Source organism: Acidithiobacillus sp. TH-A117, from assembly GCF_057473465.1.
The window spans coordinates 13,769-39,859 of the sequence record NZ_JBYCKQ010000045.1 but is presented as its reverse complement, the minus strand read 5'-3'; the positions used below and the strand labels follow the sequence as shown (position 1 = coordinate 39,859).

The following is a 26,091-nucleotide window of genomic DNA, read 5'->3' as shown; positions in this document are numbered from 1 at the left end:
AGGAGAATAAAATGAAATCCATGCATAAAAAAATGCTTGCAGTGTGTATTGGTGTAGCTATTGGCAGTGGTTTTTCCGTAACGGCAATGGCCGATTCTGCTCCCAGTTTGAGTGTCATCAACTGGTGGACGGCCGGGTCGGAGGCCAAGGCCATGCATGTTCTGGTACAAATGATGAAAGCCAAGGGCGTGAATATCCAGAATGATGCGATTGCCGGCGGTGGTGGTGCCCAGGCGCGCACGATTCTGAAAACCCGACTCATGGAGGGGCAGATACCCGGTGCAGCACAAATAAAAGGCGTAGAGATTCAACAGTGGGGACACACCGGACTGCTTGCGAATATTGATGCCGCTGCCCAGGCCGGTAACTGGGATAAAAATGTTCCGGCTGTAGTGAATGATTACATGAAATACAAGGGCAATTATGTGGCTGCGCCCATGGACCTGCATCGCCTGAACTGGCTCTGGTACAATCGTGCCATTCTGAAAAAATCTGGAATCAGTGCGGCGCCGCAGAGCTGGCCCGAACTCATGGCCGATCTTGCCAAGGTCAAGAAGGCGGGATACATCCCCATGGCAGGCGGGGGCAATGGCTGGATGATTGCCACCGAATTTGATCCCATTGCTCTGGAGACCGGCGGGCCGACCTGGTACAAGGACGTGTTTGTCAAACTGGACCCCAAAGCCATAGATAGTCCGACCATGGTCAAGGCCCTGGAAAGGCTGCGCGCCATCGAGGCCTACACGCCCAAGTCTCTGGCAGGGCGTACCTGGAATTTCGACACGGCGCTGGTGGCCCATGGAAAAGCGGCTTTTCAGATCATGGGGGACTGGGCCAATGGTCAGTTTGAGTTCCTGCATGTGACACCCGGTGGACCACAGGTGGGATGCGTGGCTTTTCCCGGAACGGCTAAAGAGTTTATTTATAACGTCGATAGCTTTATTTTCTTCCGCCAGAATACGCCGGCAAAACGGGCCGCTGAAATCAAACTGGCAGAAACCATGGTCAGCCCGAAATTCCAGTTACTCTTCAATAAGTACAAAGGTTCTATCCCGGATTTGATGAATGTGTCCCTGAATGGTTATAACGCCTGTCAGAAAAAATCCCGGGCGCAGTTTCTGGTGGCGCGCAAGGAGAATGGTCTGGTACCCAGTTTTTCCCAGAACATGTCCACCTACGGACCGCCCACTGGTGCCTTCATAGACTCCCTGGATAAATTTTATACCTCCAACGAAACGCCGCAGGCTGCTGCCGCAGCTATGGCCAAGCGGGTTGAGGTGGCCAAGAGTCAGGATTGATGGCTGCATTCATGCCCGGCACTGCTCTTGGCAGGCCGGGCTTTTGCCTTTGAGACGTGCTGCAAAAGGATATTTCCATGCCATTCATGAATGCAGAATTCAGTGGACGCGATCGATGGATGGCCAAACTGGTGCTTTCACCGACCATTTTGGCCGCAACTTTTTTTATTTATGGATTCATTTTGTGGACAATTTGGTTGTCATTAACCCGCTCGACGATTTTGCCGAGTAATCATTTTGTCGGTCTTGCCAATTATTATGATCTTTTTGGAAGTTCACGCTGGTGGCGCTCATTAAGCAATCTCGGCATTTTCGGCGGGCTTTATGTGGTGATTTCCGTGGGACTTGGTTTGGGGCTGGCCATTTTGTTGGATCAGCGAGTCAAAGCGGAAAGGTTGTATCAGGTGGTTTTTCTGTATCCCATGGCGCTCTCGGCGGTTGTCACCGGGGTAGCCTGGCGCTGGCTGCTGGATCCCGGTTTTGGTATTCAGGCGATTGTCCGTTCTATGGGCTTTCCCCATTTTGCCTTTGCCTGGATTGATGACCCGGACATGGCGATTTACACCGTCGTGATTGCAGCCGTATGGCAGACCACGGGTTTCATGATGGCCATTTTTCTGGCGGGACTGCGGGGTGTCAGCCCGGAAATCGTCAAGGCGGCCCAGATTGATGGCGCCAGTACCGGACGGATTTATTTGCGAGTGATTCTGCCCAGTCTTGCCCCCACTTTTTTTGTGGCACTGGTTTTATCGGTGGGGCTCGCCATCAAAAGCTTCGGATTGATTATTGCTCTGACCGGTGGCGGACCGGGATACAGCACCAATGTCCCCTCTATTTTTATGTATGTTTTTTCGTTTCAACGCGGTGAAATGGGAGTGGGTGCCGCCAGTGCCCTGATGATGCTGGTGATCATGATGATCTTTGTGTTGCCCTTTTTGTATCTGGACTCAAGGAGGCAAGCCTGATGCGTACTTCATCTGCTTTTGGCCCCCGAAGGTGGCTGATTTATGGGCTTTTGACCGTGGCGGCGGTGTTTTTTCTACTGCCTTTTTACGTCATGCTGGTCACCGCCTTCAAGACGATGCCGGAGATTTATTCAACCGGTATCCTGGCCTTGCCCGACAGTCTGAATTTTTCAGCCTGGATCCACGCCTGGAGTGCTGCCACCATTGGTGCCGCCAGTGAGGGCATTCACGGTTATTTTCTGAATTCTTTTATTCTGGTGATTCCTGCGGTGATTATTTCCACCGCTATCGGCGCTTTTAATGGCTATATTCTGACCCACTGGCGTTTTCGTGGCTCGAATATATTTTTCTATGCGCTGTTGCTCGGCACTATCATCCCCTTTCAGATTGTGTTGCTGCCCATGGCCTGGGTGGAAGGCCGTATCGGTATAGCCGGGACCCTGGTTCCCGGTTTGATGATGGTGCATGTGATTTACGGACTGGCCTTTACGACCCTGTTCTTTCGCAATTATTACGTCGGTATTCCCCATGATTTGATCAAGGCTGCGCGCGTGGACGGAGCCGGGTTTTTCAGTATTTTTTTTCGGGTCATGTTACCGGTGAGTACGCCCATCATCATGGTCACAGCAATCTGGCAATTCACCATGATCTGGAACAATTTTCTTTTCGGTGTGGTATTTACCCAGGGGGGACAGCAACCGGTTACAGTGGCCATCAATGATCTGGTGGATACGGTCACCAGCGTCCATATGTGGAATGTGGATATGGCCGCCGCTATTTTTGCCGCATTACCCACTTTGTTGGTGTATTTGATAGCGGGTAAATACTTTGTTCGTGGACTGACGGCTGGCGCCGTAAAGGGATAAGCATGGGACGTCTGATACTCAAGAATATTCATAAAACCTTTGGCAAGGACGAAGTGCTGCATGGAATCAATATAGAAACTGCAGAAAACCAGTTTCTGATCCTGGTGGGGCCCTCAGGCTGTGGAAAAACCACCCTGCTGAACATCATTGCCGGTCTGGAGAGGGAGAGTGCCGGTGATATTTTGATCAATGATCGGCGGGTGAACGATCTCAGTCCCAAAAACCGGGATATTGCCATGGTATTTCAGTCCTACGCCCTGTATCCCTCGATGTCGGTGCGCGACAATATCCTGTTCGGGTTGGTCAATCGCCATGTGCCCAAGCAGGAACGCGAACAGATCCTGCAAGATGTGGCGCACATGCTGCAGCTGGATCATCTGCTCGATCGCCGTCCCCGCCAGCTGTCCGGCGGGCAGCAGCAGCGCGTCGCCATTGGCCGGGCGATTGCCCGGCGCCCCGCACTGTTTCTCTTTGACGAGCCGCTGTCCAATCTGGATGCCAAGTTGCGTGTCGAAATGCGCACAGAAATCAAACGTCTGCATCAACAGTTGCAGACGACCATGGTGTATGTCACCCATGACCAGATTGAGGCCATGACCATGGGGGATCTCATTGCCGTGATGAATGATGGCATCATTCAGCAGTTGGGAACCCCTGATACCATCTATAATGACCCGGCCAATCGTTTTGTCGCCGGCTTCATGGGCTCTCCCTCGATGAATTTCATCCCGGTCACGGTTTGTCAGGGCGAGGGCACTGTCTGGCTGGAAGTCCGCGAAGAAGATCAGACCATGTCCCGTTTACCCCTGCCTCCCGTCCTCCAATCCCGGCTGAAAACGGTCGTGGATCGCAAGGTGATTCTGGGTATCCGACCGGAACAGATTACTGATCCGGGCAGTGCCCGGGAAGGGAGTGCCCTGCATACCATGGAGCTCAAGGTGGAAATGACAGAGCCCACGGGCGCGGATACACTGGTGTTTACCCGCCTCAACAAAACCCCCCTGGTCGCCCGCGCGCACCCATCCACCAAGCTGCTGCAAGGCAGTAACACGCCTCTTTCCTTTCACATGGAGCGTGCCGTATTCTTCGATCCGGACGATGGGCAACGTCTGGCATAATCGGTCATTTGGGGGGTGGCATGGTGCAACCCGAGGGGTCTGTAAAACACCGGGACCGGCGCTTTGTCCTGATTGCGGTCATTGCCGGTTTGGGCGGGCTACTGTTTGGTTATGGTACCGGGGTGGTTGCCGGAGTGTTGCTGTTTCTGGCGCATGACTTTCAACTGAATGGCAGCCTGCAGGGTTTGTTTGTGGCCGTAGCTCTGGCGGGTGCCGCTCTGGGCGCCGCCATCGCCGGGATGCTCGCCGATGCCTGGGGACGGCGGCGGGTATTATTGGCAACTGCGGCTTTATTTGTCCTGGGCAGCCTGCTGGCCGCGCTGGCGAATACGGTATTGTTGCTCTTTTTGGGCCGCGTTCTGGTGGGACTCGCCATCGGCCTGGCATCGACCGTGACCCCCCTCTATCTGGCTGAAATCACTACCCCCGCAAGACGCGGGGCTATTGTGACCATCAATCAGTTATACATCAGTATCGGGATATTCGTTGCCTACGGAGTAAACCTGCTTTTTGCCGATCTTGCCAGCGGCTGGCGCTGGATGCTGGGGCTGGGTGCCTTACCCGCCCTCCTGCTTTTTGTGGGAATGTGGGTTTTACCCGAAAGTCCACGCTGGCTCATCAAGCAAGGGCTTACCGCCCGGGCTGAAGCGGCGCTGCAATATTTGCGGAGCACGACGCAGGTGACAGAAGAGCTGACCTCCCTACGGCAGGGGGGCGCAGAAATTGCTGCCCGGAGCACCAGTTTGCCGACCCTGTTCCGCAATCCGAAGTTGCTCAGAATGATGATTATTGGCCTGGGACTCGCTGTTTTTCAGCAAGTCACCGGAATCAATGTGGTATTGTATTTTGCCCCGAAAATTTTTCAGGAGACCGGCTTGTCTTCCCCTTTCATGGCCATCCTGGCCACGGGAGGGATTGGTCTGGTCAATGTTCTGGCGACGATCCTGGCCATGCGTTTTCTGGACAGCCTGGGCCGCCGCAAGCTTTTGTTGTGGGGGCTTTGGGGTATGTTGATCAGTCTGTTACTTCTCTCTGCGGCTTTTGTGCTGCCCTTACAGAGTGTGGCTGGTGCTATCCTCATCGTTCTGATCTCGGCAGTTTTCGTGGCCTTTTTTGCCATGAGTATCGGGCCGGTATTCTGGTTGCTGATTTCCGAAATTTTCCCCCAGGCGGTTCGTGGGCGTGGCATGAGTCTCGCCACGGTCGTTAACTGGCTCGCCAACATGCTGGTGGCCGGTGTTTTTCTGGACCTCGTCGGCGCCATCGGTCGGAGCGGCACTTTTCTGATTTATGCGGCAATGACGCTGCTGGCCATTGTTTTTACCCTGAAAATGGTACCGGAAACCAAGGGTCTGAGCTTGGAACAAATAGAGCAGCAATTCATCAGTAATCCTGAATAAACGAATATCCTATATTGGTGCTGTTCCTTTACGCACAAGTCCTTGTGCTATTCCGCGCGCCGGAGTGGAATTTTTCCGAGAAATACAAAGGATTTTTTGTGGTATGGAAATTGCTCAGATTCTTCAGAGCAGGAAGCAGCACGTAAAAATTAAATATACAGCCAGAACATCGCGAGGTCATAGAATATGAACAAAGGTCATCCATTTTCCAGAAATGCACTCATCATTGCTGCAGCTATGATCGGAGTGGCGCCTCTCGCCCATGCTGCCAACTGGTTTGAGCTACAGGGAACCTCCCCAGCCAAGGCACCCATATTCGGTGTTTCTGGATTTATTGAGCCCAGTTTATATGCCCAATCTGGTAATGAAGACGGTTTTGAAAAAAATCAGATTCCGCATATTGATCTTATTGCCCCAGGCTTTTCCCAAAGCACTACCGCCAACATTTTGCGCGCCCGTATCATGTTTCGGGGAAATCTGAACAAACATATTTCCTATTTTTTTGGCGGGGAATTCGGAGATAATGGTTTTACCCATGTGCGGGGTGGGTATCAACCGGGTCTGATTGATGGGCATTTTACTTTCAGCTATATACCGGGAGCGCGCATTGAAGCGGGATTGATTCGTGCGCCCAGCGCCGAAGGCGCCATGCAGGGCTTCATGAGTTATAACTTTGTCTTGTCCTCGACTATGATTGGGCAGTTGCTGCAGCAGCCCATGTATAATTCCAGCAATCCATACAAAATCAATCCCAAGCTAAATGCCTACCTGATTAATGGTCAACAGTCGCTGGGTGTCAATGGTTTCCGCTATCCCGGCATCATGGCCTTCGACTGGTTCCGTAACGGCCACTGGGAGTTCACCTATGGTGCCATGATCGGCATGTTCGGTACCGTTGCGGCGGGTAATCAATCCAGCAGTCCCCTTTATGCGGCACGCCTCCAGGAAGCTTATATATTCGGCGGCAAGGGGCCTTTCCGCAGTGATATTCAGGCAGGAGTCTGGTATCAGCATGCCAGTCCGGAATTGAATGGTACCAGTTACAGCATGAATCGTTATGGAGTGGATCTGCAATATCTCCAGGGATATATGCACCAATGGGGACGACAATTCCGCTTCCAGTATATCAGAGGCTCAGGCTGGATATCGGCTCCGGCAGCTTTCAGTAGTGCTCCGGGTCTGGCAGCGCCCCTGACCAATACCCAGCTTTATCCCGGCAGTCAGAACAAGGCCAATGGGTACATGCTGGAAGGTGGTCTGTTTTTGACCAAGCATATTGAAGCGAATTTGCGCTATGACTACTACGATCGCCTCCCCAATGATCCGGCACAGCAACGTATTTTCAAAACCTGGGCCATCGGTTTGCAATACCATTTCACACCGCTGACCAAAATCATGGCGGGTTATTATTTCCGGACTCTGGATGTCCCGCATCAGCCTAATCCGGCAGCAACAGCATTTCTGACGCTGTGGATAACGAATTTGCCATGCAGGCGATGATCGCCTTTTGATGCTTACAGCGAGGAGAAAGTGATGTCTATGAAGAATTTTATGAAAGCGACGGTTTTCGCCAGCATGATGCCCGTCATGGGATTGCTGGGTATGACAGCGGCCTCAGCCAATGTCGATTCCGCCAATGTTTCCATGCTCCACGATTTTCATTTTAATCATCCCGCCTTTATTCATAATCTGCCTTTTGCCGAGCACCATGTGGTCATTCAGGTCAGTCAGGATAATCCTGCACGCTGGACGTTGACTTTGAATAATGCCCAGAACCTGCTCAATTATTTTGGTCAGGAGAAAGTGCAGGTGGTGATCGTCGCTTTTGGTCCGGGCATCAAGATGTACCTGCCCAACAGCCCGGTAGCGAGTCGGATTGCGGCGATTAATGCCGAGGGCGTGGAATTTGATGTCTGTCACAACAGCATGGAAGCCTTCAAGAAAAAAACCGGCCATCTACCCAAGCTCGACCCGTCGGTGGTAATCGTTCCCGCCGGTATCGTGCGGATCATGCAGCTGGAGCATGCTGGTTTTGCCTATGTAAAACCCTGACCCATCATTTAGATCGTTCTTCCGTCCTTGGGATGCAAAAGGTAGCAAGCTGCCCATGCATCCTTTTTTATGGGGCGAGGATAAGGCGCGGATCAACCGATCTAGTCACTGCTCCTCTGTTTTGCTTATAATGAGCGGTTTGCATAAGCCGCTGTGCACAAGCTGATCCGACAACGGGTTATTGTCGCTGAACAATTTTGGAGTAAGACGATCAACGTAGAAACATTAAAAAAAGAGCAGCAACTCGATGAGTTGTCGCGCCGCTATCCCTGGCCTGTGGTGGAATATGAGGAAGGATTGACCGCATCACAGGGTATCCTGCGCAAGCTCGATGTGGACACCCTCAGAACGGAATTATGGTTGCCCGTGGTCTGGACAGCCGAACAGGCTGAAGTCATCGTCTGTGATCCCGAAGATGCCGATTTGCAGGCCCACATCCGCAAGACCCTCGGGGTTGAAAAACTGACCTTTCGGGTCGCGACCCGCCCCGACCTGATTCGCCTCATCGAAAACAGTGCCGACCTCAATGATCATTTCCCCGTTAATGGCGGGCGCACACCCCTGGCTAAAATACGCACCTATCTGGCCGGACAGCGCACCCGCTATTCGGCGCAGCGGACCCGCTTTGCCCGCAGTCGCACCGGTTTGGCTCTGGCCCGGACCGGGGTGGCCTTGACCAGTATCGGTGTCGCTTTTTTGCGGCTGTTCGGCGGTGGAACCTGGCTGTTTTTTGAAATTCCGCTGCTGGTTTTCGGGATTCTTGCCATGATCGACGGTCTGCTCTGGTATCTTCCGGCGCGAAAAGAGTCGAATGCCATCAAAACCTATCGGCCCTATGCGGTCCCCGCTGAGTATTCGGCACTGGATGTACAGGATCCGGGCGGGCAGATGCTATTCCAGCGGAGTCCGGTGGTCGCGGGGGCTGCCGCCCTGCGCGAAGCCTGGGATGCTTTGTCTCCCGTCGAAAGACGTCGGTTTCTGGCCAATGACCGGACCGATCTGGCCGAAGAGCGGACGATTCTGGCCTATTTGCGAACCATGATGGCCAAGGCCCGTACCGGGCTGGCCTTTGCCCGTACCGGGGTGGCCTTTGCCGCCATTGGTATTGGCTTCATTCGCAAGTTTCCTCCCGGGCCCTGGTCGATTTTCGACTGGAGCCTGATTGCTATTGGTATATTCATGCTGGTGGAAGGATTTCTCTGGTATCACCCGGGGCGCGATGCAGCTAATCGGGCGCTGGAAGCCGTGGGTAACGCCCATGGCAAACGCGGCCCCTGGGATGTGATTTTTCCATCTTTATGCCTTTATACCCGCAAACTCGACCCGGTGGCCGAGGCCAGCGGCGAGCAGGCCCGCCCCGGGGTTTTTGCGACGACGGGTCTGGCTCTGGAACGTACGGTGCTGGCCGATAAACGCAATGGCATGTCGCGCCTGCGCACGGTCATGGCCCGGGCCCGTACCGGTATGGCTTTCATCCGCACCGGTTTCAGCATCATGACTGTTGGCGCCGGCCTCTATATTTATTTCGGATTTACCGGCCATGTCGATATTCTCTGGACGGTTTTTGATACGTTCCTGGTGATTATGGGGCTCTATCTAATTGCCGATGGCCTGCGCTGGTATCTGCCCGCCGAAAAAGTCAAACGTCGCTCGCCCTTTATTGACAATCATTTTGAAATTGCCGACGCCGATTACAGCCTCCCGAAAAGCGCCTGGAAGCGCACCCACTATCCCCATGAGCACTGAAATGTCCCCCTATCATCTCCTGGTCGAAGCCGATCTTCTTAGTGCAGCGCAGCTGCAGGAGGCCATCGCCAGTGCCTCCCGGCGTGGTATTGATGCCGAGCGTATTTTACTGAAGGAATGTGGCATATCGCGCTGTGCTCTGCTGGATGCCCTGGCCCGGCATTATGATTGTGCTTTCACCCAGTATGATGAGCGCCTGCCGGTGCCTTCAGAGCTGTTTGCAGGTCTGGATAGCCAGGTGCTGCGGATCGGGGAGTGGTTCCCGATCCGCCAGTTGGGAGATACGGTCGTCATCGCCGCTGCTGATCCCCATAGCGAGCAGATGCGGGCGCAGGTACAACAGTGGATTCCAGCAAAAAGCTACGAATTTCGGGTGGCGCTCAAGGAGGATCTGCGCTGGTATATGCAAGATTATCTCCACGCCGAAGCCCCCTTGCTCATCGGCATTGAGCGCACCGGCCTCGCCTGGTGGCGCAACACCATGGCGCTGTGGCGCACCAAGCTCGCCGCCCACCGCACCGCCCATGCCCGCGCCCGGACGTCCATGAAGCTGCTGCGCTGGGGGCTGGCCATGGTTGCTCTTTCCAATGTGTTGACCCGGGTGACCGATAATTTGCTGGCCTCCTATCATCTGTGGATTTTGCTGGTGGGCATCGGTCTGGCCCTCATCGGCCTGCTGGACTACCTGAAAGTCCGTGGTGCCAGCATGGATCTACCCTGTCAGCGCGCCTTGATTGATATCACCACCGAAAATGTACGCTTCACCGACCGCTATCATCTGCCCGAGGCACCCATCCACGCCGAGGATGACAGTGCCCTGGCCCGTCTGGCTGCGGCCATTCCCCACTATTGTTCCATCCTGCGCCCGGTTCCGGCCAGCAAGGAACGGACTCATCTGGCGCGGGAGCGCAACATGCTCGCCGCCCAGCGCACCATCGCCGCCAGCCATCGGACGTCCTACGCCCGGGCGCGCACCGGGCTTTCCCTGATTCGCACGGGGGTGGCCTTTATCGGTTTGGGGCTGGCCATTCACAAAATACTTGGAGCCACTCCCTATGGTTTCAGCGACTATGTGCTGATCGGGGCGGGGGCCCTGATGCTGTTGGATGGACTGCGCTGGTATCTGCCGGTACGGCGACTCAAATACGGAATCGGGCGCGATCTCAAACCCTGATCAGGAGGTGCTGACATGCACCAGGCCGGGGAACAGCGCCGCCAGGCCGTTGGCGATAAAGGTGACGGCAATGGCCGCGAGGACCAGTCCAAATATCCGGGTAGAGATGTTGATGCCGGTCACCCCCAGCCGGCGCGACAGGGGGCGCGCCAGGCGCAGGGCCGCATAAGCGACCCCGGCAATGATCAAAATATCCAGAACCAGCAAGCCGCTGGCAAACCAGGAGGCGTTTTTGTGGTGGGCAATAATCACCGTAATCATGGTACCCGGACCCGCCATCAAGGGAATGGCCAGGGGTACCACCGCTACCGCTTCCTTGCTCATGCCTTCGGCGGTTTCTTCCGGGGTATGGCGATAGCGACTGGATTTTGCCTGTAACATGTTGAAAGCCAGCAGCATCAGGACCATGCCGCCGGCCACCTGAAAGGCGGCGATGCTGATGCCGAAAAACTGCAGGATGTACTCCCCCAGAAAGGCGGCAATAAGCAGCACGATGGCGACTGATCGAGAAGCCAGTTTGATGGTTGCCAGTTGTTGGGCCGGATCTTCGTCGGCTGTCAGGGCAATAAAAATGGGAATGGCCCCGATGGGGTTGAGAATGGCGAGCAGAGCAATCAGGGTTTGCAGGGCGTTATGCAATTCAGGCGCGATGGACATGACTTATTTACCTAACAAACTGTGCGGCGCACAGAACGCTTGAAAAATGGTGCCTGAAGACGTATTTAATAGGCATATTCAGTTACAACCTAATACGGAGTCGATACGATGCCAACTTATGAGTATGTATGCAAGGACTGTGGACATCACCTGAGCGCGGAACAGCGCATGAGTGATGCGCGGCTGACGGATTGTCCTGCCTGTGGCAAACCGGGTCTGGAGCGCCAGCTCAGTGCCGGGGCTTTTGCATTGAAGGGATCGGGCTGGTACGAGACGGATTTCAAGGGCAGCAAGAGCAACGCCACCAAAAGTGAAGCCCCCAGCGCCGCACCCGCCTGTCCCGGCGGCAGTTGCGCCTGTCATTGACGCCGCGCCTGCAGCGGGGCTAGATTGTGCGCGGGCCGCCGGTCAGGCGGCCTTTTGTTGTTTGATGAGGCATTTTTGACTGACTACACGGGACGCAGCATGCGGACACATTATTGTAATGACATTAACGAAAATCTGATCGGGCAGACCGTCCACTTGTGTGGTTGGGCGCAGCGTCGACGCGATCATGGCGGGGTGATTTTTATCGATCTCCGGGATCGGGAGGGACTGGTGCAGGTGGTAGCGGACCCCGATCAGGCGGAAGCCTTTGCTGCGGCCAACGAATGCCGCAGCGAATTCGTGTTGAGTGTCGAGGGGGTCCTGCGGGCGCGGCCAGCAGGCACAGAAAATCCCCAGATGCCCAGCGGCAAGGTAGAACTCATGGCGGCGCGTATTGACATCCTCAATCGCTCCGAGCCGGTTCCTTTTCCGCTGGATGAAGAGGACATCGCCGAAAACCTGCGCCTCAAATACCGCTATCTGGATTTGCGTCGCCCGGAAATGCAGGCCCGCCTGCGCCTGCGTCATCAGATTACCCGTTATGTGCGGCGCTATTTGGATGACGCCGGTTTCATGGACATTGAAACCCCGGTCCTGACCCGCTCCACCCCCGAAGGCGCGCGGGATTATCTGGTGCCCTCCCGGACCCAGCCCGGCCATTTTTTCGCCCTGCCCCAAAGTCCGCAGCTTTTCAAGCAGTTGCTGATGGTGGCAGGCATGGATCGTTATTATCAGATTACCAAATGTTTCCGGGATGAAGACCTGCGCGCAGACCGGCAACCGGAATTCACCCAGATCGACATGGAAGCGTCTTTTGTGGATGAAGAAGCGGTGATGGGTATTGCCGAGCCAATGATTCGTGGCCTCTTTGCGGACGTGCTCGGCGTGGAATTGCCCAAGCCCTTTCCGCGCATGACCTATGCCGATGCCATGCACCGCTATGGGGTGGACCGTCCCGATTTGCGCAACCCGCTGGAGCTGACCGAGCTCAGCGACCTGATGCGCGGTGTGGAATTCAAGGTCTTCCGGGAAGCGGCAGAGCGGCCACGGGGCCGGGTGGCCTGCCTGCGGGTTCCCGGCGGTGCCCAGCTCAGTCGTACCCAGATCGATCAGTACACCCAGTTTGCGGCGATTTATGGCGCCAAGGGCCTGGCCTGGATCAAGGTCAACGCCCTCGATCAGGGTGCAGAGGGATTACAATCGCCCATCGTCAAGTTTCTGCCCCCCGCGGTGCTCCAGGAGATTCTTCAGCGCAGTGGCGCCGCTGTGGGCGACATGCTCTTTTTCGGCGCCGACAGCGCCAAGGTGGTCAACGAAGCGCTGGGTAATCTGCGCAATCGTCTGGCCGCTGATCTGAACCTGCTGGAAGGCGACTGGCGGCCGGTCTGGATCACGGATTTTCCCATGTTTGACTATGACGAGAAGGAAGATCGCTGGACCTCCACCCATCATCCTTTTACCGCACCCCAAAGCGCCCACCTGGAAAGTCTGACAGAAAATCCGGGTGCGGCCCTGGCCCGCGCCTATGATCTGGTGCTGAACGGCAATGAAATCGGTGGCGGCAGCATTCGTATTCACCAGGAAAAAGTCCAGGAAAAAGTGTTTGCGGCGCTGGGCATTGGCGAAGCAGAAGCGCGGGATAAATTTGGCTTCCTTCTCGATGCCCTGCATTATGGCGCCCCCCCTCATGGTGGCCTGGCTTTCGGCCTGGATCGTCTGGTCATGCTCATGTCCGGCGCGGAAACCATTCGCGATGTCATTGCTTTCCCAAAAACCCAGAAGGCCGGCTGTCTGTTGACCGAGGCCCCGGGAGTGGTGGCTGACAAGCAGTTGCAGGAGCTGGGAATCCGCCTACGGCCCGGGGTGGGGGGCGATGTTCAAAATCCCTGAGTCGGTGCTGGTCATGGTATACTCCGGCGAGCAGGTTCTGCTCCTGGAGCGTGCCCGGCCCGAGGGATTCTGGCAGTCGGTTACCGGCAGCCTCGAGCCGGGAGAATCGTGGCGGGATGCGGCCATCCGCGAACTGCATGAGGAAACCGGATTCAGCGCAGAAAATATGCTGGACACCGGGGTGCGCAACCGTTTTCCTATTGTTCCTCCCTGGCGGGAACGCTACGCACCGGAGGTGGAGTACAATGAAGAGCGTATATTCACCCTCGCTCTGCCTGCCCCGGAGCCGCCGCAACTGCAGCCACATGAACATCTAAGATTCGCCTGGTTGCCAGCAGCCGAGGCGGCCCGGCGTACCGGATCCTGGACTAATCGCGATGCGATTTATCGTCAGTTTGGAGCTTGTCTTGACGCAGGGCAGGCGGCTTCGTAACGTTGCAGAATAATTTGCACGCGCAACAGCGCCTGAGAGGGTGGTTATGGGTGTAGAAACAGTGATGGTGCAGGGCTTGCGGCGCAGTGCCGGCGCCGATTTGGATGCGCGCATCCGGCGGGCGAAAGCCGCCCTGGGTAAGCGCGCCGTCATTCTCGGCCATCATTATCAGCGTGAAGAAGTGTATCGCCATGCCGATTTTCATGGGGATTCTCTGCAGTTATCCCGGGCAGCAGCCGAGCAGGAAGCCGAGTTCATTGTTTTTTGCGGGGTGCACTTCATGGCGGAAGTGGCCGATATACTCAGCCGCCCAGACCAGGCCAGCATTTTGCCCGACCTGAATGCCGGTTGTTCCATGGCGGATATGGCGGATATGCCCCAGGTGCAGCGCGCCTGGGAAGAACTCGCCACGGTGCTGGATGTGGAGCAGGAAATCACGCCGGTTACTTATGTGAACTCCTCCGCCGCCCTTAAGGCCTTTTGCGGCGCCCACGGTGGTACCGTCTGCACCTCCTCCAATGCCCGCAAGGTGCTGGAATGGTCCTTTCAGCAACGGCCCAAAGCCCTGTTTTTCCCGGATCAGCATCTGGGCCGCTGGACTGGCCACCAGTTGGGTATTCCCCTGCGGGATATGCCGGTCTGGGATCCGGCTCTGCCCCTGGGAGGCCTGACTCCCGAGGAAATTCGCCGCGCCCGGATTCTGCTCTGGAAAGGTCATTGTTCGGTACATCAGATGTTCCAGCCTGCCCATATCGAGCGCTGGCGGCGGGAGCATCCCCAAGGCCAGGTGATTGCCCACCCGGAATCCGCCTTTGAAGTCTGTCAGATGTCCGATGCGGTGGGCTCTACGGATTTCATCCTGCGCACGGTCAAGGCGGCACCAGCCGGGAGTGAGTGGCTGGTAGGCACCGAAATCAACCTGGTGACCCGTCTGGCCGATGAAGTGCGAGCAGAGGGAAAAACTGTGGAATTCATGTCGCCCATGGTCTGCATGTGTTCGACCATGTTCCGTATTGATCCCGAGCAGCTGGCCATATCCCTGGAAAATCTCCTGGACGGACAGGTGCGCAACCGGATTCAGGTAGAGCCGGAAACCGCCGCGCAGGCGCGCCTCGCCCTGGAACGCATGCTGGCGGTATCCTGACGCTCGCCATGCCGCGCGCCGCTGCGTCGCCGGCCGATAGCCTCGGCCAATGGTCCCTGACCCAGCGCAGCCTGCATGGGCTCCTTTCTGCCTATGTCCGTTTTTATCAGGGTGCCCGCTGGGAGCCCAGTACCATCCCGAGCGAAGGGGCAGCCATTCTCGCCTGTAATCATCTGTCCGTCCTGGACCCGCTGCTGCTGGTGGCCAGTAACACGCGGGTCGTTTCCTTTCTGGTCGCCCAGGAATACTACGATAATCCCTGGATGCGCAGACTGCTGGAACAAACCTACAGCATCCCGGTGCGTCGTGATGGTCGCGATGTACGGGCGCTCCTGCAGGCGCGGCGGATACTGGAAGATGGCCGGGTGCTCGGTATTTTCCCGGAGGGGGGCATCAATCGTTCGGAAATCCAGAAAGGTGTGGCCTGGCTGGTCCGCGAAAGCGGCGCTCCGGTGGTGCCCGCCCATGTCGGCAGCGTCAGCCAGGCATCCTCCGATCTGCAGACCTGGTTGCGCCGTCAGCACCCCATGCTGCGCTATGGGGTTCCCCTGCATTTCCATCGCGATGCCGACGCCGCCGAAGTCCTGGGCGCGACCATGAGCGCCATCGCCACCCTGGCGTGACGCTGTTGTTTATTGGGCTGGGCGATTGCGGATGGTAATTTCGTGGCGCTCCAGATCGAGGTCTTTCACCCGCAGCCGCAGACACTCCCTCATACGCATTCCAGTGTCGTATAGCAACCTTTTCATCAGCGTCTGAGTACCCGACAACTAGTCCAGCAGGCGACCCATTTTTTCCGGCGTCAGGACTGCCGGTAAACGCTGTGGTCGTTTGGCGCGCACAATTTTATCCAGCCAGGGCAAATCCACACCAAGGACAACCGTGGTTGGCGAATCGGGGTGTTTGTAATGCCCACTGTAGGCATGTATGCACTCTCATGTTAGTCTGCAGTTAATCATGTTACACAGCACTATGATGCAGTACAATTTACGTTAGTCATTTCATAGTCTATGACTCCCGCTGAAACTTTGATGCCGACCGTCAACCCGCTACGCGGGCCAGCATCGCTGATTTCGGGCGTTGGGCGACACAGATGGCCACGTTGTCCTGGCTGTGACAGAGGTGTTACCATGGTAACACTGCACAGGAGAGGGCTTGGCCATGTCCACGACATCATTGAAAATCCCTGAGGATGTAAAGCAACTTGTTGTTGCTGCCGCCAAGCAGCAAGACGTTACCCCGCACGCATTCATGGTTGATGCCATTCGAGCCGCAGCCACAAATGCCGAAAAGAGGGCGCGGTTCGTTGCTGCCGCAATCGCTTCGAGAGAAGAAGCGATAAAATCTGGCCAGGGATACCCGGCCGAGGATGTTCATGCTTATCTGCGAGCCCGCGCGCAAGGCAAGCCCGTCTCCAAGCCAAAGGCCAAGTCTTGGCGCGCGTAATCTACGCAGCACCAGCCCTGGCTGATCTTGACCGGCTCAATGATTTTCTCGTTCAGACTGACTCCACCGCTACTTTGGAAACGGTCGGACTTATCACCGAAGCCATGCAGGTCCTTGAAAACCATCCTCTGATCGGACGCCCTGCAGAGCAGGGTCTGAGAGAACTCGTCATTTCCCGTGGCAAGTCTGGTTACCTTGCGTTATACAGCTATGAGCTGGATCAGGACGCCGTTCTTGTCCTTGCCATCCGGCATCAGCGCGAAGCTGGCTATGTGCCGGAGTAGATAGCGAGTCGTCCAACCTAGCTGTTAGCCGCCACAAAAAAACACCTTCGCGTCGTGGAGGTTGTCATAGTCCCAAAACGGGACTATGATTCGATCATGCGCGTCATCGCCCTGTCAACGCTGAGAAAATTCTGGGAAAGCTCGCCTTCCTATGCGGATTCCATCGATCCAGGAATGGCCTGGTATCGAGAGGCTCTGAAGGCTGACTGGTCTACTCCCAACGAGGTAAAAGCTGAATTTTCCAGTGCCAGTATTCTGCGCGATGGTCGCGTCGTTTTTAATATCGCCGGAAACAAGTATCGGCTGGTGGTATGGATCAACTACGCTTACCGCGTCGTGTACATCCGGTTCATCGGGACACACAAGCAGTATGACGATATTGATGCTCAAACAATTTGAGGTGGTCTATGGACATTCGTCCCATCAAAACAGAAGCTGACTACGAGGCAACCCTCAAGGAAATTGAGAGCCTCATGGCCGTTGCGGCTGGATCCCCCGAAGGGGATAGGCTGGATGTGCTCGTAACGCTCGTAGAGGCCTACGAACGGGATCACTATCCAATGGATTTCCCCGATCCGGTCGAAGCCATCAAGTTCCGAATGGAGCAGCAGGGCCTTACCGTTGAAGACCTTGTTCCGGTCATTGGTCGCAAGAGTCGGGTCTATGAAATCTTGGCTCGGAAACGGCCACTGACACTCCGTATGATTGAAGGGCTGCACGAGACATTCGCGATCCCAGCAGAAAGCCTGTTGAAGCACAGTACTCACCGTGGCGGTCACGCGGCGTAGTGCTGGGGAGTTGGCGGCCAAGCTCGCGCTCAACCCATCATTCCACCATGGACCTTGTGCATAAAGCCGCGCAAGGCCGGTGAATTCAAAGGTTGGGCATTCGCGGAGCCACCTGCTAAACTTGCCATATGGCACCTACCATTTTCCGTCAAGGCGCATTTCGATTCTTCTTCTTTTCACGCGAAGAATTACGTATGCACGTTCATGTCACTCACCCGGATGGCGAAGCCAAGCTCTGGCTGGAGCCGAATATCGAATTAGCATTGAATCAAGGGCTTTCTCATTAGCAGATCAATGAGGTATTGGCTTTGGTACAGATTCATCAAGAGGAGATCATCAATGCTTGGTATAGCCACTTCGGAAACTGAAGTTTCGTTGATATCAAACAAGGGCTTTTGGCTGCTCTTGGACAATGACGAGCTTTTTGTTTCATATGCTGAGTTCCCGTGGTTCAAACAAGCCACAATTGAGCAAATCACCACAATTGAGCGGCAATCCTCTGCTCATCTTTATTGGCCCTTGCTTGATGTTGACCTCGCAGTTGAATCTATCCGCTGTCCAGCGTCGTTCCCCTTAGTCGCCAAGCCCAACCCATCATTCCAGCGGACGCGCTAAAGCGCCCTATGCGATCCTTTGCCCATGAAAGTCAAAGACCTCATCGCGCTGATTGAAGCCGACGGACGGCAGCAGTTCTTGAACTCATTCAAGAGGCTATTGAGTTTCACCTTGAGGGACTCAAGGAAGAGGGGCTACCACTCCGCTGACAGATAAAGCAGGCATGACGTCCTCCTCACCTTTGCGCTATCATGACGGTTATTTTACCAGAATAAGTCAGTTACAGAAGCAAGGAGTGGGTTATGTCCGGACACAGTAAATGGTCCACCATCAAATTCAAGAAGGCGCTCAAAGATGCCAAACGCGGCAAAATATTCACCCGTCTGATTCGCGAAATTACCGTGGCCGCTCGCGCCGGTGGCGGCGATCCGGGCAGTAATTCCCGGCTGCGCCTGGCGCTGGATAAGGCCTACGGCGCGAACATGACCAAAGATACCATTGAGCGCGCGGTCAAGCGGGGCACCGGTGAACTGGAAGGGGTGGATTACGAGGAAGTGACCTATGAAGGTTATGGTCCCGGCGGCGTCGCCATTCTCATTGAGACCATGACCGACAACAAGGTGCGTACGGTCGCCGAAATCCGCCATATTTTCTCCAAGCGGGGTGGTAACATGGGAACCGCAGGTTCCGTTGCCTACCAGTTCAAAAAGCTGGGCCTGATCGTTTTTCCTGCCGATGCCGATGAGGACAAGATTCTCGAAGCGGCTCTTGAAGCGGGTGCCGAGGATGTGGTCAATGAAGGCGAGCGCATGGTCGTCTATACTGCCGCCACTGACCTGCACAGTGTGGTGCTGGCGCTGGAAGCCGCCGGTTTGCAGCCGGAAGAAAGCGAATTGACCATGATTCCGGAAAACACCATTGAAGTGAGCGGAGAAGAGGCGGAAAAACTGTTGCGTCTCATTGATTTCCTGGAAGAAAACGATGATGTGCAAAATGTGTACGCCAATTATGAAATCAGCGAGGCAGAAATGGCCCGCCTGGAAGCGGCATCCTGAGGCGCGTGGTCATGCGCGCGGATAATCTGCTGGATGCGCTCCCGCCCCTGCTCCCGCTTAGCCCGGTTGGCCATACTCTTGCGCATTATCGGCATTGATCCGGGGTCTTTGCGCACCGGCTACGGCATTATCGATTCCGATGCGCGGGGAGAGTTGCAGCATGTGGCGCATGGCTGCCTGAATGTGGCCGGGCGCCCCTTCCTGGAGCGTATCGGCGCCATCTATCGGGAGCTCAGCCAGGTGTTGGCCGAATACCGACCGGATACAGCGGCCATCGAGCAGGTGTTCATGGCTCGCAATGCCGATTCTGCACTGAAACTCGGACAGGCTCGGGGGGCGGCGCTGGTGGCATTGCTGGAAGCGGCCCTGCCGGTGGAAGAATATACCGCTTTGCAGATCAAAAAAGCCTCGGTGGGCGCCGGGCATGCCGACAAGGAACAAGTCCAGAGCATGGTGCGCTGGCTCCTCCATCTCGACAAAAATCCCCAGGCTGATGCCGCAGATGCCCTGGCCTGCGCCATTTGTCATGCCCATCATGCCCGCACCCGCCAGCGCTGGCAGGTCGCCGGTCATGCCTGATGTCTTGTTGCTGCGCAGAGGGCGGCCATGATCACCTCATTACGCGGAATCATTCTCCAGAAACGCCCCCCCTGGCTGTGGTTGGAGGTTCAGGGCGTTGGCTATGAACTGGAAATGCCCCTGTCGAGTTTCTATCAGATGGCGAATGCGGGGGAAACGGTCCTGATACACACCCATCTGACTATCCGCGAAGATGCCCACCTGCTCTATGGGTTCATGACCGAGGCCGAGCGCGACGCTTTTCGTCTGTTGATTCGCGTCAACGGTATTGGTGGCAAGGTGGCACTGGCTTGTCTCTCGGGATTGCCCGCTGAAAAACTCGGTCAGGCGGTGGCAGAAGGGAATATCGCCCAACTCACCGCCATTCCCGGCATCGGCCCGAAAACGGCGGAAAGACTGGTGGTGGAGCTGCGCGATAAAATGGGTGGAAGCAGCGTCTTGCCCATGGGTAAAGCGGTGCCGGGGGATCCCCGACAGGAAGCCGTTGCCGCACTGCTGACTTTGGGTTATAAGCCTGCACAGGCCAGTCAGGCGATTGCCGGTCTGGGCGAAGGATTGGGCCTTGAGGATCTGATTCGTCAGGCCTTGCAACAGCTTTCACGCCATTGATTTTTATGGAACCCGCCAGCATTCCGATGGTCACACCCCCATGATGGACAGAGGCCCGCTCAACCCCGAGGAAATCCATACCGATGCAGTGGATCGCGCTTTGCGTCCACGGCTGCTGACGGAATACATCGGCCAGGCACGTCTGCGGGAATCCCTGAGCCTGTATATGGATGCCGCCAAGGGCCGTCATGAAGCCCTAGATCACGTCCTGCTCTTCGGCCCGCCGGGGCTGGGCAAAACCACTCTGGCCCATATTATTGCCCAGGAAATGGGGGCGGGTCTGAAAGTCACCTCCGGGCCGGTGCTCGACAAGCCGGGTGATCTGGCCGCCATTTTGACCAATCTGCAGCCCCATGATGTGTTGTTTGTGGATGAAATCCACCGCCTCAGTCCGGTGGTCGAAGAAATTCTCTATCCAGCCCTGGAAGATTATGAGCTGGACATTCTGATTGGCGAGGGGCCGGCGGCCCGATCCATCAAAATCAGTCTGCCACCTTTCACCCTGATTGGCGCCACCACCCGCGCCGGTTTGCTGACCTCGCCTTTGCGTGACCGCTTTGGCATCAGTTTTCATCTGGAATTTTACAGTGATGTCGAATTGACCCAGATTGTGACCCGCTCCGCCAGCATTCTCGGCACGCAGCAGGACTTGCGAGGTGCCCAGGAAATTGCCCGACGTGCCCGGGGGACTCCGCGCATTGCCAATCGCCTGCTGCGCCGGGTACGGGATTTTGCCCAGGTGCGGGGCAACGGAGAAATTGACCAAAGCACCGCAGAAGCCGCCCTGACCCTGATGGAAGTGGATCAGCACGGTTTTGACGGCCAGGATCGCAAGCTCCTGCAAGCCGTCATCGGCCGTTTCGCGGGGGGGCCGGTGGGGGTCGAGAGCCTGGCCGCCGCCATTGGCGAAGAGCGCGGGACCATTGAGGATGTGCTGGAACCCTTCCTGATTCAGCGCGGATATCTGATTCGTACCCCCCGTGGCCGCTGCGCCACCGAACTCAGCTATCTGGCTTTGGGTTTGCCGGTACCCAAGGATGGCGGGAGTCTTTTTGATGGTGCGTGATGCCTGCGACAGCCTCTTTCAGGTGCGCGTATATTATGAAGATACGGACCACGGCGGGGTGGTGTATCATGCCAACTATTTACGCTTCATGGAGCGCGCCCGCACCGAAATGCTGCGCGAAAAGGGCTATGAACTGGATGTGTTGGAGCAGGACCCCGGAATCCTTTTTGTGGTGCGCCGCGCGCAACTGGATTTTCGCGCCCCGGCTCGTTTTAATGATTTGCTTCAGATAAAATCAGCCATCACTCGCAAGACCCCTGTGCGCATGAGTTTTCAACAGCATATTTCGACAAAACAACAGCTCTTGTGCAGCGGCACTGTAGAAGTCGTCTGTCTCGAAGCCAAGACCTTTCGTCCCCATGTCATTCCTGCAGCGCTTTTGCAGGCTTTCCCCCTTTGTGTTCACCCGTGAGATTTTATGGATCCTCAAAACGTTACCCACCCCGCAGCTTCTCTTTCCGTAGCCCATCTGGTGCTCAACGCCAGTCCCGTCGTGCAGATCATTCTGGTGCTGCTGGTCATCGCCTCCATCGCTTCCTGGACCATCATTTTTGAAAAGTGGGCCGTATTTGCCGGCGCTTTCAAGGCGCTGACCCGCTTTGAAAAGCGCTTCTGGAGTGGTGGAGAAATGAGCCAGATTTACCAACACGTATCGGGTAACAGTAATCTGGAAACCGGGGCGGGCAGTATTTTCTGCGCAGGGTATGAAGAATTTCAGCGCCAGCGCGGCAAGATTCGTCCCAGTGATGCCCTGGACGCAGCGCGTCGGGCCATGCGGGTGGCACAAATGCGTGAGGTGGGACGTCTGGAGAACCGTCTGGCTTTTCTGGCTTCCGTATCTTCTGTCAGTCCTTTCGTGGGCTTGCTGGGGACGGTCTGGGGCATCATGACCGCGTTCATGCACATTGGTGCGGCCGGCCAGGCGACGCTAGCGACAGTGGCCCCGCCGGTGGCCGAAGCCCTCATCGCCACGGCGGCCGGTCTTTTTGCCGCCATTCCGGCCACCGCTGCGTATAACCGCTATATTCACAAGCTGGACAAGCTCGATGCCCAGTTTGAGGTATTCATGGATGAATTTACCAACATCCTGCATCGTCAGGTACCCGAGACCAAGCCATGAAAAGACGGCGTTTGATGGCGGAAATGAATGTCGTCCCCTATATCGACGTGACTTTGGTACTGCTGGTGATTTTCATGCTCTCGGCGCCCTTGTTGACCCAGGGGGTGAACGTCAATCTCCCCAAGGGGGTGACCAAGCCGGTATCGGACAAAGTACCTCCGGTGCTGATTTCCGTGACTCGGCAAGGAAGCATTTCTGTACAGTTCAAGGATAAGCATGGTTCTGTGGCGCTGGACGATCTGGCTGCGGATGTGCGGCGTATATCCAGCTCTACCCATGGTCAGGTGCAGGTACTGGTGGGTGGCGATGCCCATGTGGATTACGGCAAAGTGATGGCAGTAATGGCACGGCTGCAGCAGGCCGGTATTTCTCATGTCGGCCTGCTGACCCGCCCGGAGGGCCATTGAAAGAACGTCGCTCCCTATGGCCTTTGGCGCTGGCGATCATCCTCAATGCCGCCATACTTTTTGCTCTGTTCTGGACTTTTCATGTGCAGTTGCCGCCGAGTAGCGGCAATCATCCCATGCAGGCCCAGTTGAGTAGTGGAATGCCTCCGGCGGCTATGCCCGCGCCGGTACCTGCGCCCGTCCCGCAACCTGCTCCTAAGCCTGCGCCGAAACCGGTTCCTAAACCCATTCCCCAGCCGACCCCGAAACCGGTTCCCAAGCCGACTCCGAAACCGGTTACGCCACCGCCACCCAGCGCTGCTCAGGTTGCGGCTGAAAAAGCCGCTGCCGCCAAAGCGGCCGAGGCCAAAGCAGCGCAAATTGCCGCAGCCCGTGAGGCCCAGGAAAAGCACGCGGAAGAGCTGGCGGCCCGGCAAAAAGCCGAACGGGAGGCTAAGGTCCAGGCAGCAGCTGCGAAGGCTGCCCAAGAAAAAGCCGCACAAAAGGCCGCCGCCAAAGCCGCTGCGGAAAAGGCGGCAGCAGAAAAGGCGGTACAGGAAAAACGCGCCGCCGAACAGGCGGCAGCAGCCCGGGCGGCAGAGCTCAAAAAGCAGCTGGCAGCGCAAGCCGCCCAGGCTGCTGCGGCAGCGCGCGCCAAAGCCCAACAACAGCGCATGGCGGAAGCAAAAGCCCAACTGCAGGCCGAAGCCAACATGGCTGCCGCCCGCGCTCAGCAGGCTTCGGAAAATCAGCGGTTGATTGCGCTATTTGGGCAAAAAATCCGTACCCAAGTTTTCAATGCTTGGAATACTAATTTTGCCGCAGCACTTACCTGTGTGGTAGAAATGCACCTGAGCCCTGAAGGACAAATTATTGGCCAACCACAAATTGTACATTCCAGTGGTAATCCACAATTTGATCGCGCAGTCATCCAGGCTGTAGAGCAGGCCGCACCTTTTTCACCGCCTATCGGACTTTCCTATTCCCTGTATAAAGATGTAGATCTTAAATTTAAAGCGGAGGATCTCAATCATGGCTAAACGCTTCTGGGCTTTGGCCCTGTTCCTGCTGGCTTCGGTTTATGTGTTACCTGCCCAGGCGGCGCTCACTGTGGAAATTACCAAAAGCGTGGCCTCGGCCCTGCCCATTGCCATTCCTTCTTTTGGACCGGGGGTGCCAGGTCAGCCTTCCGTAGCCGATGTCATCCGCAATGATTTGCGCCACAGTGGTCTGTTCCGGGTGATTGAGCCTGCTGGTTACCCCAGCGATCCGCGTGCGCCGGGGGATGTGAAAGCGGCCCAATGGACGGCAGTCGGTGCTACCGGTCTGGCCGTTGGTTCGGTGCAGCCCCTCAACGGCGGCTACGCGGTTACGGTTTATGTTTACAATGTTAGTACCGGACAGGAATTGACGGCGCGACGTTTTACCTGTTCTGCTGCCGAACTGCATATGACCGCCCATCATGTGGCGGATGTCATTTATCAGGCTTTTACCGGAAAACCCGGTCCCTTTGCCAGCCGCATTGCCTATGTGCGGCAGACGGGCAATACCTATGAATTGCTGGTGGCCGAATCCGATGGCTGGAATCCTCACCCCATTGTCCGGGGCATCATGCCGGTGTTCTCGCCAGTCTGGTCACCCAATAATCATCGTCTGGCCTATGTCACCTACGCCAACGCCAGAGCCATTATTTACGTGCAAAATCTGGCGACGGGGCAGCGGCAAGCCATTGCTCCCGGCGGTGAGATTGTTAGTGCGCCGGCTTTTTCTCCCAACGGTCAGGAAATCGCCTACGCCCGTTCATCAGGGGGCCGCACCGAGCTCTATGTGGCCAATTTGCAGACGGGTCAGCGCCGCCAGTTGACCAATGATGATGCCATCAACACCTCGCCCACCTGGGCGCCCAATGGCAGCCAGATTGTGTTTGTCTCGGACCGTGCCGGCGGACCCCAGATTTATGCCATGAACGCCAATGGCGGCGATATTCATCGCCTGTCTTACAGTGGCGGCTATAATGCCGGACCTGAGTATTCGCCCACGGGCAATGCCATTGCCTTTATCCATCGCACCGATGGCGTTTATGCCCTGGCGGTGATGAATCCCGATGGAAGCGGCATACGTGTCCTGGATGCCCAGGGCAATTGCGACCATCCGAGCTTTGCCGGAAATGGTCAGATGATCCTCTACGGTACCCATCGCGGTGGCCGCAAGGTGCTGGCAGAAGTCAGCCTGGACGGCAAAACCATGGCCATACTCCATAGTGATGCCGGCCAGGACAGCCAGCCTGCCTGGTCGCGGTAACTATCTGAAGTGGCGCCTATCCCTGGGTTTTTACTGCGGGGATGGTGCGCCGCTTGTCCGAGCAACTGGCAATCATTCACAAGCCCGAGCAGGCCGCCTGAACCTATTGATAAGGCGTAGGATCCACGATTCCGGCCTCCAGGAAGCCGGCGTGGCGCAGGCGGCAGCTGTCGCAGCGGCCGCAGGAGCGTCCCTGGTCATCGAGCTGATAGCAGGAGCGGGTCAGGCTGTAATCCACCCCTAGGCGGGTGCCCAGCTGGATGATTTCGCTTTTGTTGAGATGCTGGAGGGGGGCATGAATGCGCGGTCCGCGCGCATCGTCCCCGAGACGGGTGGCCACCGCTGCGAGCTTTTCAAAGGCGCTGATGAATTCCGGGCGGCAGTCAGGATAACCGCTGTAATCCTGACTGTTGACGCCGATGAATATGTCCTGGGCACCCAATACTTCTGCCAAAGCCAGGGCAAAGGACAAAAAGATGGTATTCCGTGCCGGTACATAGGTGATGGGAATACCCGGAGCCACGCCAGTTTCCGGAACCGCAAGCTGGGTGTCGGTCAACGCCGAACCACCAAATGCCCCCAGATCAATATGGACGGTACGTTGGCTGGCCACCCCCATGGCCTGGGCTATCAGACCGGCATAGTGCAATTCCTGCTTGTGGCGCTGGCCATAATCAAAGGACATGGCGTGAATGGCGTATCCATCCCGACGCATCAGGGCCATGACCGTGGCGGAATCCAGTCCTCCGGAAAGTAGGACAATAGCGGGTTTTGCGATGGTTTCTTCTGACAT

General features: G+C 56.3%; 31 protein-coding genes and 1 pseudogene. 29 read left to right on the top strand and 3 right to left on the bottom strand.

Features of this window, described 5'->3' with window-relative positions; genetic code table 11:
• Window positions 1-11: 11 nt before the first annotated feature.
• The 9 genes and pseudogenes from AC2VLR_RS11155 to AC2VLR_RS11115 all read left to right on the top strand — a co-directional run bounded on the left by AC2VLR_RS11155 (window position 12) and on the right by AC2VLR_RS11115 (window position 10,619).
• Complete coding sequence (locus AC2VLR_RS11155; protein ID WP_486882178.1) at window positions 12-1,298, top strand: ABC transporter substrate-binding protein; 1,287 nt, start codon at window positions 12-14, stop codon at window positions 1,296-1,298.
• 77 nt (window positions 1,299-1,375) lie between these two features.
• Window positions 1,376-2,263: a carbohydrate ABC transporter permease gene (locus AC2VLR_RS11150; protein WP_215842442.1), complete on the top strand. Its 888-nt coding sequence runs from the start codon at window positions 1,376-1,378 to the stop codon at window positions 2,261-2,263.
• Complete coding sequence (locus AC2VLR_RS11145; RefSeq protein ID WP_486882177.1) at window positions 2,263-3,129, top strand: carbohydrate ABC transporter permease; 867 nt, start codon at window positions 2,263-2,265, stop codon at window positions 3,127-3,129. Before AC2VLR_RS11150 ends, AC2VLR_RS11145 begins: the two co-directional genes overlap by 1 nt.
• A 2-nt stretch (window positions 3,130-3,131) precedes the next feature.
• On the top strand, window positions 3,132-4,247 hold the full coding sequence (locus AC2VLR_RS11140; protein ID WP_486882176.1) for an ABC transporter ATP-binding protein: 1,116 nt from the start codon (window positions 3,132-3,134) through the stop codon (window positions 4,245-4,247).
• 20 nt (window positions 4,248-4,267) lie between these two features.
• Entirely contained in the window at window positions 4,268-5,647 is a 1,380-nt protein-coding gene (locus AC2VLR_RS11135; protein WP_486882175.1) for a sugar porter family MFS transporter, read from the top strand.
• Window positions 5,648-5,833: 186 nt separating this feature from the next.
• A pseudogene (locus AC2VLR_RS11130) lies at window positions 5,834-7,158 on the top strand (porin).
• A 22-nt stretch (window positions 7,159-7,180) separates the two neighbouring features.
• Window positions 7,181-7,699: a DsrE family protein gene (locus AC2VLR_RS11125; protein WP_486882174.1), complete on the top strand. Its 519-nt coding sequence runs from the start codon at window positions 7,181-7,183 to the stop codon at window positions 7,697-7,699.
• Between the two features lie 153 nt (window positions 7,700-7,852).
• Window positions 7,853-9,445: a GspE/PulE/PilB domain-containing protein gene (locus tag AC2VLR_RS11120; RefSeq protein ID WP_486882173.1), complete on the top strand. Its 1,593-nt coding sequence runs from the start codon at window positions 7,853-7,855 to the stop codon at window positions 9,443-9,445.
• Between the two features lies 1 nt (window position 9,446).
• Window positions 9,447-10,619 carry a GspE/PulE/PilB domain-containing protein gene (locus AC2VLR_RS11115; protein WP_486882172.1) on the top strand — a complete coding sequence of 391 codons (1,173 nt, stop codon included), beginning with the start codon at window positions 9,447-9,449 and terminating at the stop codon, window positions 10,617-10,619.
• On the opposite strand, the gene AC2VLR_RS11110 is transcribed toward AC2VLR_RS11115, so the two are convergent.
• Window positions 10,620-11,276, bottom strand: coding sequence for a MarC family protein (locus AC2VLR_RS11110; protein WP_215842449.1), 657 nt, complete (start codon window positions 11,274-11,276; stop codon window positions 10,620-10,622).
• Window positions 11,277-11,384: 108 nt separating this feature from the next.
• Between AC2VLR_RS11110 and AC2VLR_RS11105 the strand changes: the two genes are divergently transcribed.
• The 5 genes from AC2VLR_RS11105 to AC2VLR_RS11085 all read left to right on the top strand — a co-directional run bounded on the left by AC2VLR_RS11105 (window position 11,385) and on the right by AC2VLR_RS11085 (window position 15,732).
• Window positions 11,385-11,642 carry an FmdB family zinc ribbon protein gene (locus tag AC2VLR_RS11105; protein WP_486882171.1) on the top strand — a complete coding sequence of 86 codons (258 nt, stop codon included), beginning with the start codon at window positions 11,385-11,387 and terminating at the stop codon, window positions 11,640-11,642.
• Window positions 11,643-11,741: 99 nt separating this feature from the next.
• A complete protein-coding gene (aspS, locus tag AC2VLR_RS11100; protein WP_486882170.1) occupies window positions 11,742-13,532 on the top strand; it encodes an aspartate--tRNA ligase in 1,791 nt (596 codons plus the stop codon).
• On the top strand, window positions 13,516-13,965 hold the full coding sequence (gene nudB / locus AC2VLR_RS11095; protein WP_486882169.1) for a dihydroneopterin triphosphate diphosphatase: 450 nt from the start codon (window positions 13,516-13,518) through the stop codon (window positions 13,963-13,965). Before aspS ends, nudB begins: the two co-directional genes overlap by 17 nt.
• 46 nt (window positions 13,966-14,011) lie before the next feature.
• On the top strand, window positions 14,012-15,109 hold the full coding sequence (nadA, locus tag AC2VLR_RS11090; protein WP_486882168.1) for a quinolinate synthase NadA: 1,098 nt from the start codon (window positions 14,012-14,014) through the stop codon (window positions 15,107-15,109).
• An 8-nt stretch (window positions 15,110-15,117) separates the two neighbouring features.
• A complete protein-coding gene (locus AC2VLR_RS11085; protein WP_486882167.1) occupies window positions 15,118-15,732 on the top strand; it encodes a lysophospholipid acyltransferase family protein in 615 nt (204 codons plus the stop codon).
• Between the two features lie 9 nt (window positions 15,733-15,741).
• On the opposite strand, the gene AC2VLR_RS11080 is transcribed toward AC2VLR_RS11085, so the two are convergent.
• Window positions 15,742-15,858, bottom strand: coding sequence for a tyrosine-type recombinase/integrase (locus AC2VLR_RS11080; protein WP_486882166.1), 117 nt, complete (start codon window positions 15,856-15,858; stop codon window positions 15,742-15,744).
• Window positions 15,859-16,270: 412 nt separating this feature from the next.
• Here AC2VLR_RS11080 and AC2VLR_RS11075 point away from each other — a divergent pair, with 412 nt between their 5' ends.
• From AC2VLR_RS11075 to tolB, 15 genes are all read left to right on the top strand, one after another.
• On the top strand, window positions 16,271-16,555 hold the full coding sequence (locus AC2VLR_RS11075; protein ID WP_486882165.1) for a CopG family ribbon-helix-helix protein: 285 nt from the start codon (window positions 16,271-16,273) through the stop codon (window positions 16,553-16,555).
• Window positions 16,543-16,839, top strand: a complete 297-nt coding sequence (locus AC2VLR_RS11070) for a type II toxin-antitoxin system RelE/ParE family toxin (RefSeq protein ID WP_486882164.1) — start codon at window positions 16,543-16,545, stop codon at window positions 16,837-16,839. The genes AC2VLR_RS11075 and AC2VLR_RS11070 overlap by 13 nt, the downstream gene beginning before the upstream one ends.
• Before the next feature lie 96 nt (window positions 16,840-16,935).
• A complete protein-coding gene (locus tag AC2VLR_RS11065; protein WP_486882163.1) occupies window positions 16,936-17,238 on the top strand; it encodes a type II toxin-antitoxin system HigB family toxin in 303 nt (100 codons plus the stop codon).
• Window positions 17,239-17,246: 8 nt separating this feature from the next.
• Complete coding sequence (locus AC2VLR_RS11060) at window positions 17,247-17,627, top strand: helix-turn-helix domain-containing protein (protein ID WP_486882162.1); 381 nt, start codon at window positions 17,247-17,249, stop codon at window positions 17,625-17,627.
• A 128-nt stretch (window positions 17,628-17,755) separates the two neighbouring features.
• Entirely contained in the window at window positions 17,756-17,914 is a 159-nt protein-coding gene (locus AC2VLR_RS11055; RefSeq protein ID WP_486882161.1) for a DUF4160 domain-containing protein, read from the top strand.
• A gap of 52 nt (window positions 17,915-17,966) precedes the next feature.
• On the top strand, window positions 17,967-18,242 hold the full coding sequence (locus AC2VLR_RS11050; protein WP_486882160.1) for a DUF2442 domain-containing protein: 276 nt from the start codon (window positions 17,967-17,969) through the stop codon (window positions 18,240-18,242).
• A 242-nt stretch (window positions 18,243-18,484) separates the two neighbouring features.
• Window positions 18,485-19,237, top strand: coding sequence for a YebC/PmpR family DNA-binding transcriptional regulator (locus AC2VLR_RS11045; protein ID WP_486882159.1), 753 nt, complete (start codon window positions 18,485-18,487; stop codon window positions 19,235-19,237).
• Between the two features lie 78 nt (window positions 19,238-19,315).
• Entirely contained in the window at window positions 19,316-19,816 is a 501-nt protein-coding gene (gene ruvC, locus AC2VLR_RS11040) for a crossover junction endodeoxyribonuclease RuvC (RefSeq protein ID WP_486882196.1), read from the top strand.
• A gap of 27 nt (window positions 19,817-19,843) precedes the next feature.
• Entirely contained in the window at window positions 19,844-20,425 is a 582-nt protein-coding gene (gene ruvA, locus AC2VLR_RS11035; RefSeq protein WP_101536379.1) for a Holliday junction branch migration protein RuvA, read from the top strand.
• Window positions 20,426-20,465: 40 nt separating this feature from the next.
• On the top strand, window positions 20,466-21,491 hold the full coding sequence (ruvB, locus tag AC2VLR_RS11030; protein ID WP_486882158.1) for a Holliday junction branch migration DNA helicase RuvB: 1,026 nt from the start codon (window positions 20,466-20,468) through the stop codon (window positions 21,489-21,491).
• On the top strand, window positions 21,481-21,903 hold the full coding sequence (gene ybgC / locus AC2VLR_RS11025) for a tol-pal system-associated acyl-CoA thioesterase (protein WP_486882195.1): 423 nt from the start codon (window positions 21,481-21,483) through the stop codon (window positions 21,901-21,903). Before ruvB ends, ybgC begins: the two co-directional genes overlap by 11 nt.
• 6 nt (window positions 21,904-21,909) lie before the next feature.
• Complete coding sequence (gene tolQ / locus AC2VLR_RS11020; protein WP_486882157.1) at window positions 21,910-22,611, top strand: protein TolQ; 702 nt, start codon at window positions 21,910-21,912, stop codon at window positions 22,609-22,611.
• Window positions 22,608-23,018, top strand: a complete 411-nt coding sequence (gene tolR / locus AC2VLR_RS11015; RefSeq protein WP_215842461.1) for a protein TolR — start codon at window positions 22,608-22,610, stop codon at window positions 23,016-23,018. Before tolQ ends, tolR begins: the two co-directional genes overlap by 4 nt.
• On the top strand, window positions 23,015-24,037 hold the full coding sequence (gene tolA / locus AC2VLR_RS11010) for a cell envelope integrity protein TolA (protein WP_486882156.1): 1,023 nt from the start codon (window positions 23,015-23,017) through the stop codon (window positions 24,035-24,037). Before tolR ends, tolA begins: the two co-directional genes overlap by 4 nt.
• A complete protein-coding gene (gene tolB, locus AC2VLR_RS11005; RefSeq protein WP_486882155.1) occupies window positions 24,030-25,298 on the top strand; it encodes a Tol-Pal system beta propeller repeat protein TolB in 1,269 nt (422 codons plus the stop codon). The genes tolA and tolB overlap by 8 nt, the downstream gene beginning before the upstream one ends.
• 103 nt (window positions 25,299-25,401) lie before the next feature.
• On the opposite strand, the gene queC is transcribed toward tolB, so the two are convergent.
• Window positions 25,402-26,091, bottom strand: coding sequence for a 7-cyano-7-deazaguanine synthase QueC (queC, locus tag AC2VLR_RS11000; protein WP_215842464.1), 690 nt, complete (start codon window positions 26,089-26,091; stop codon window positions 25,402-25,404).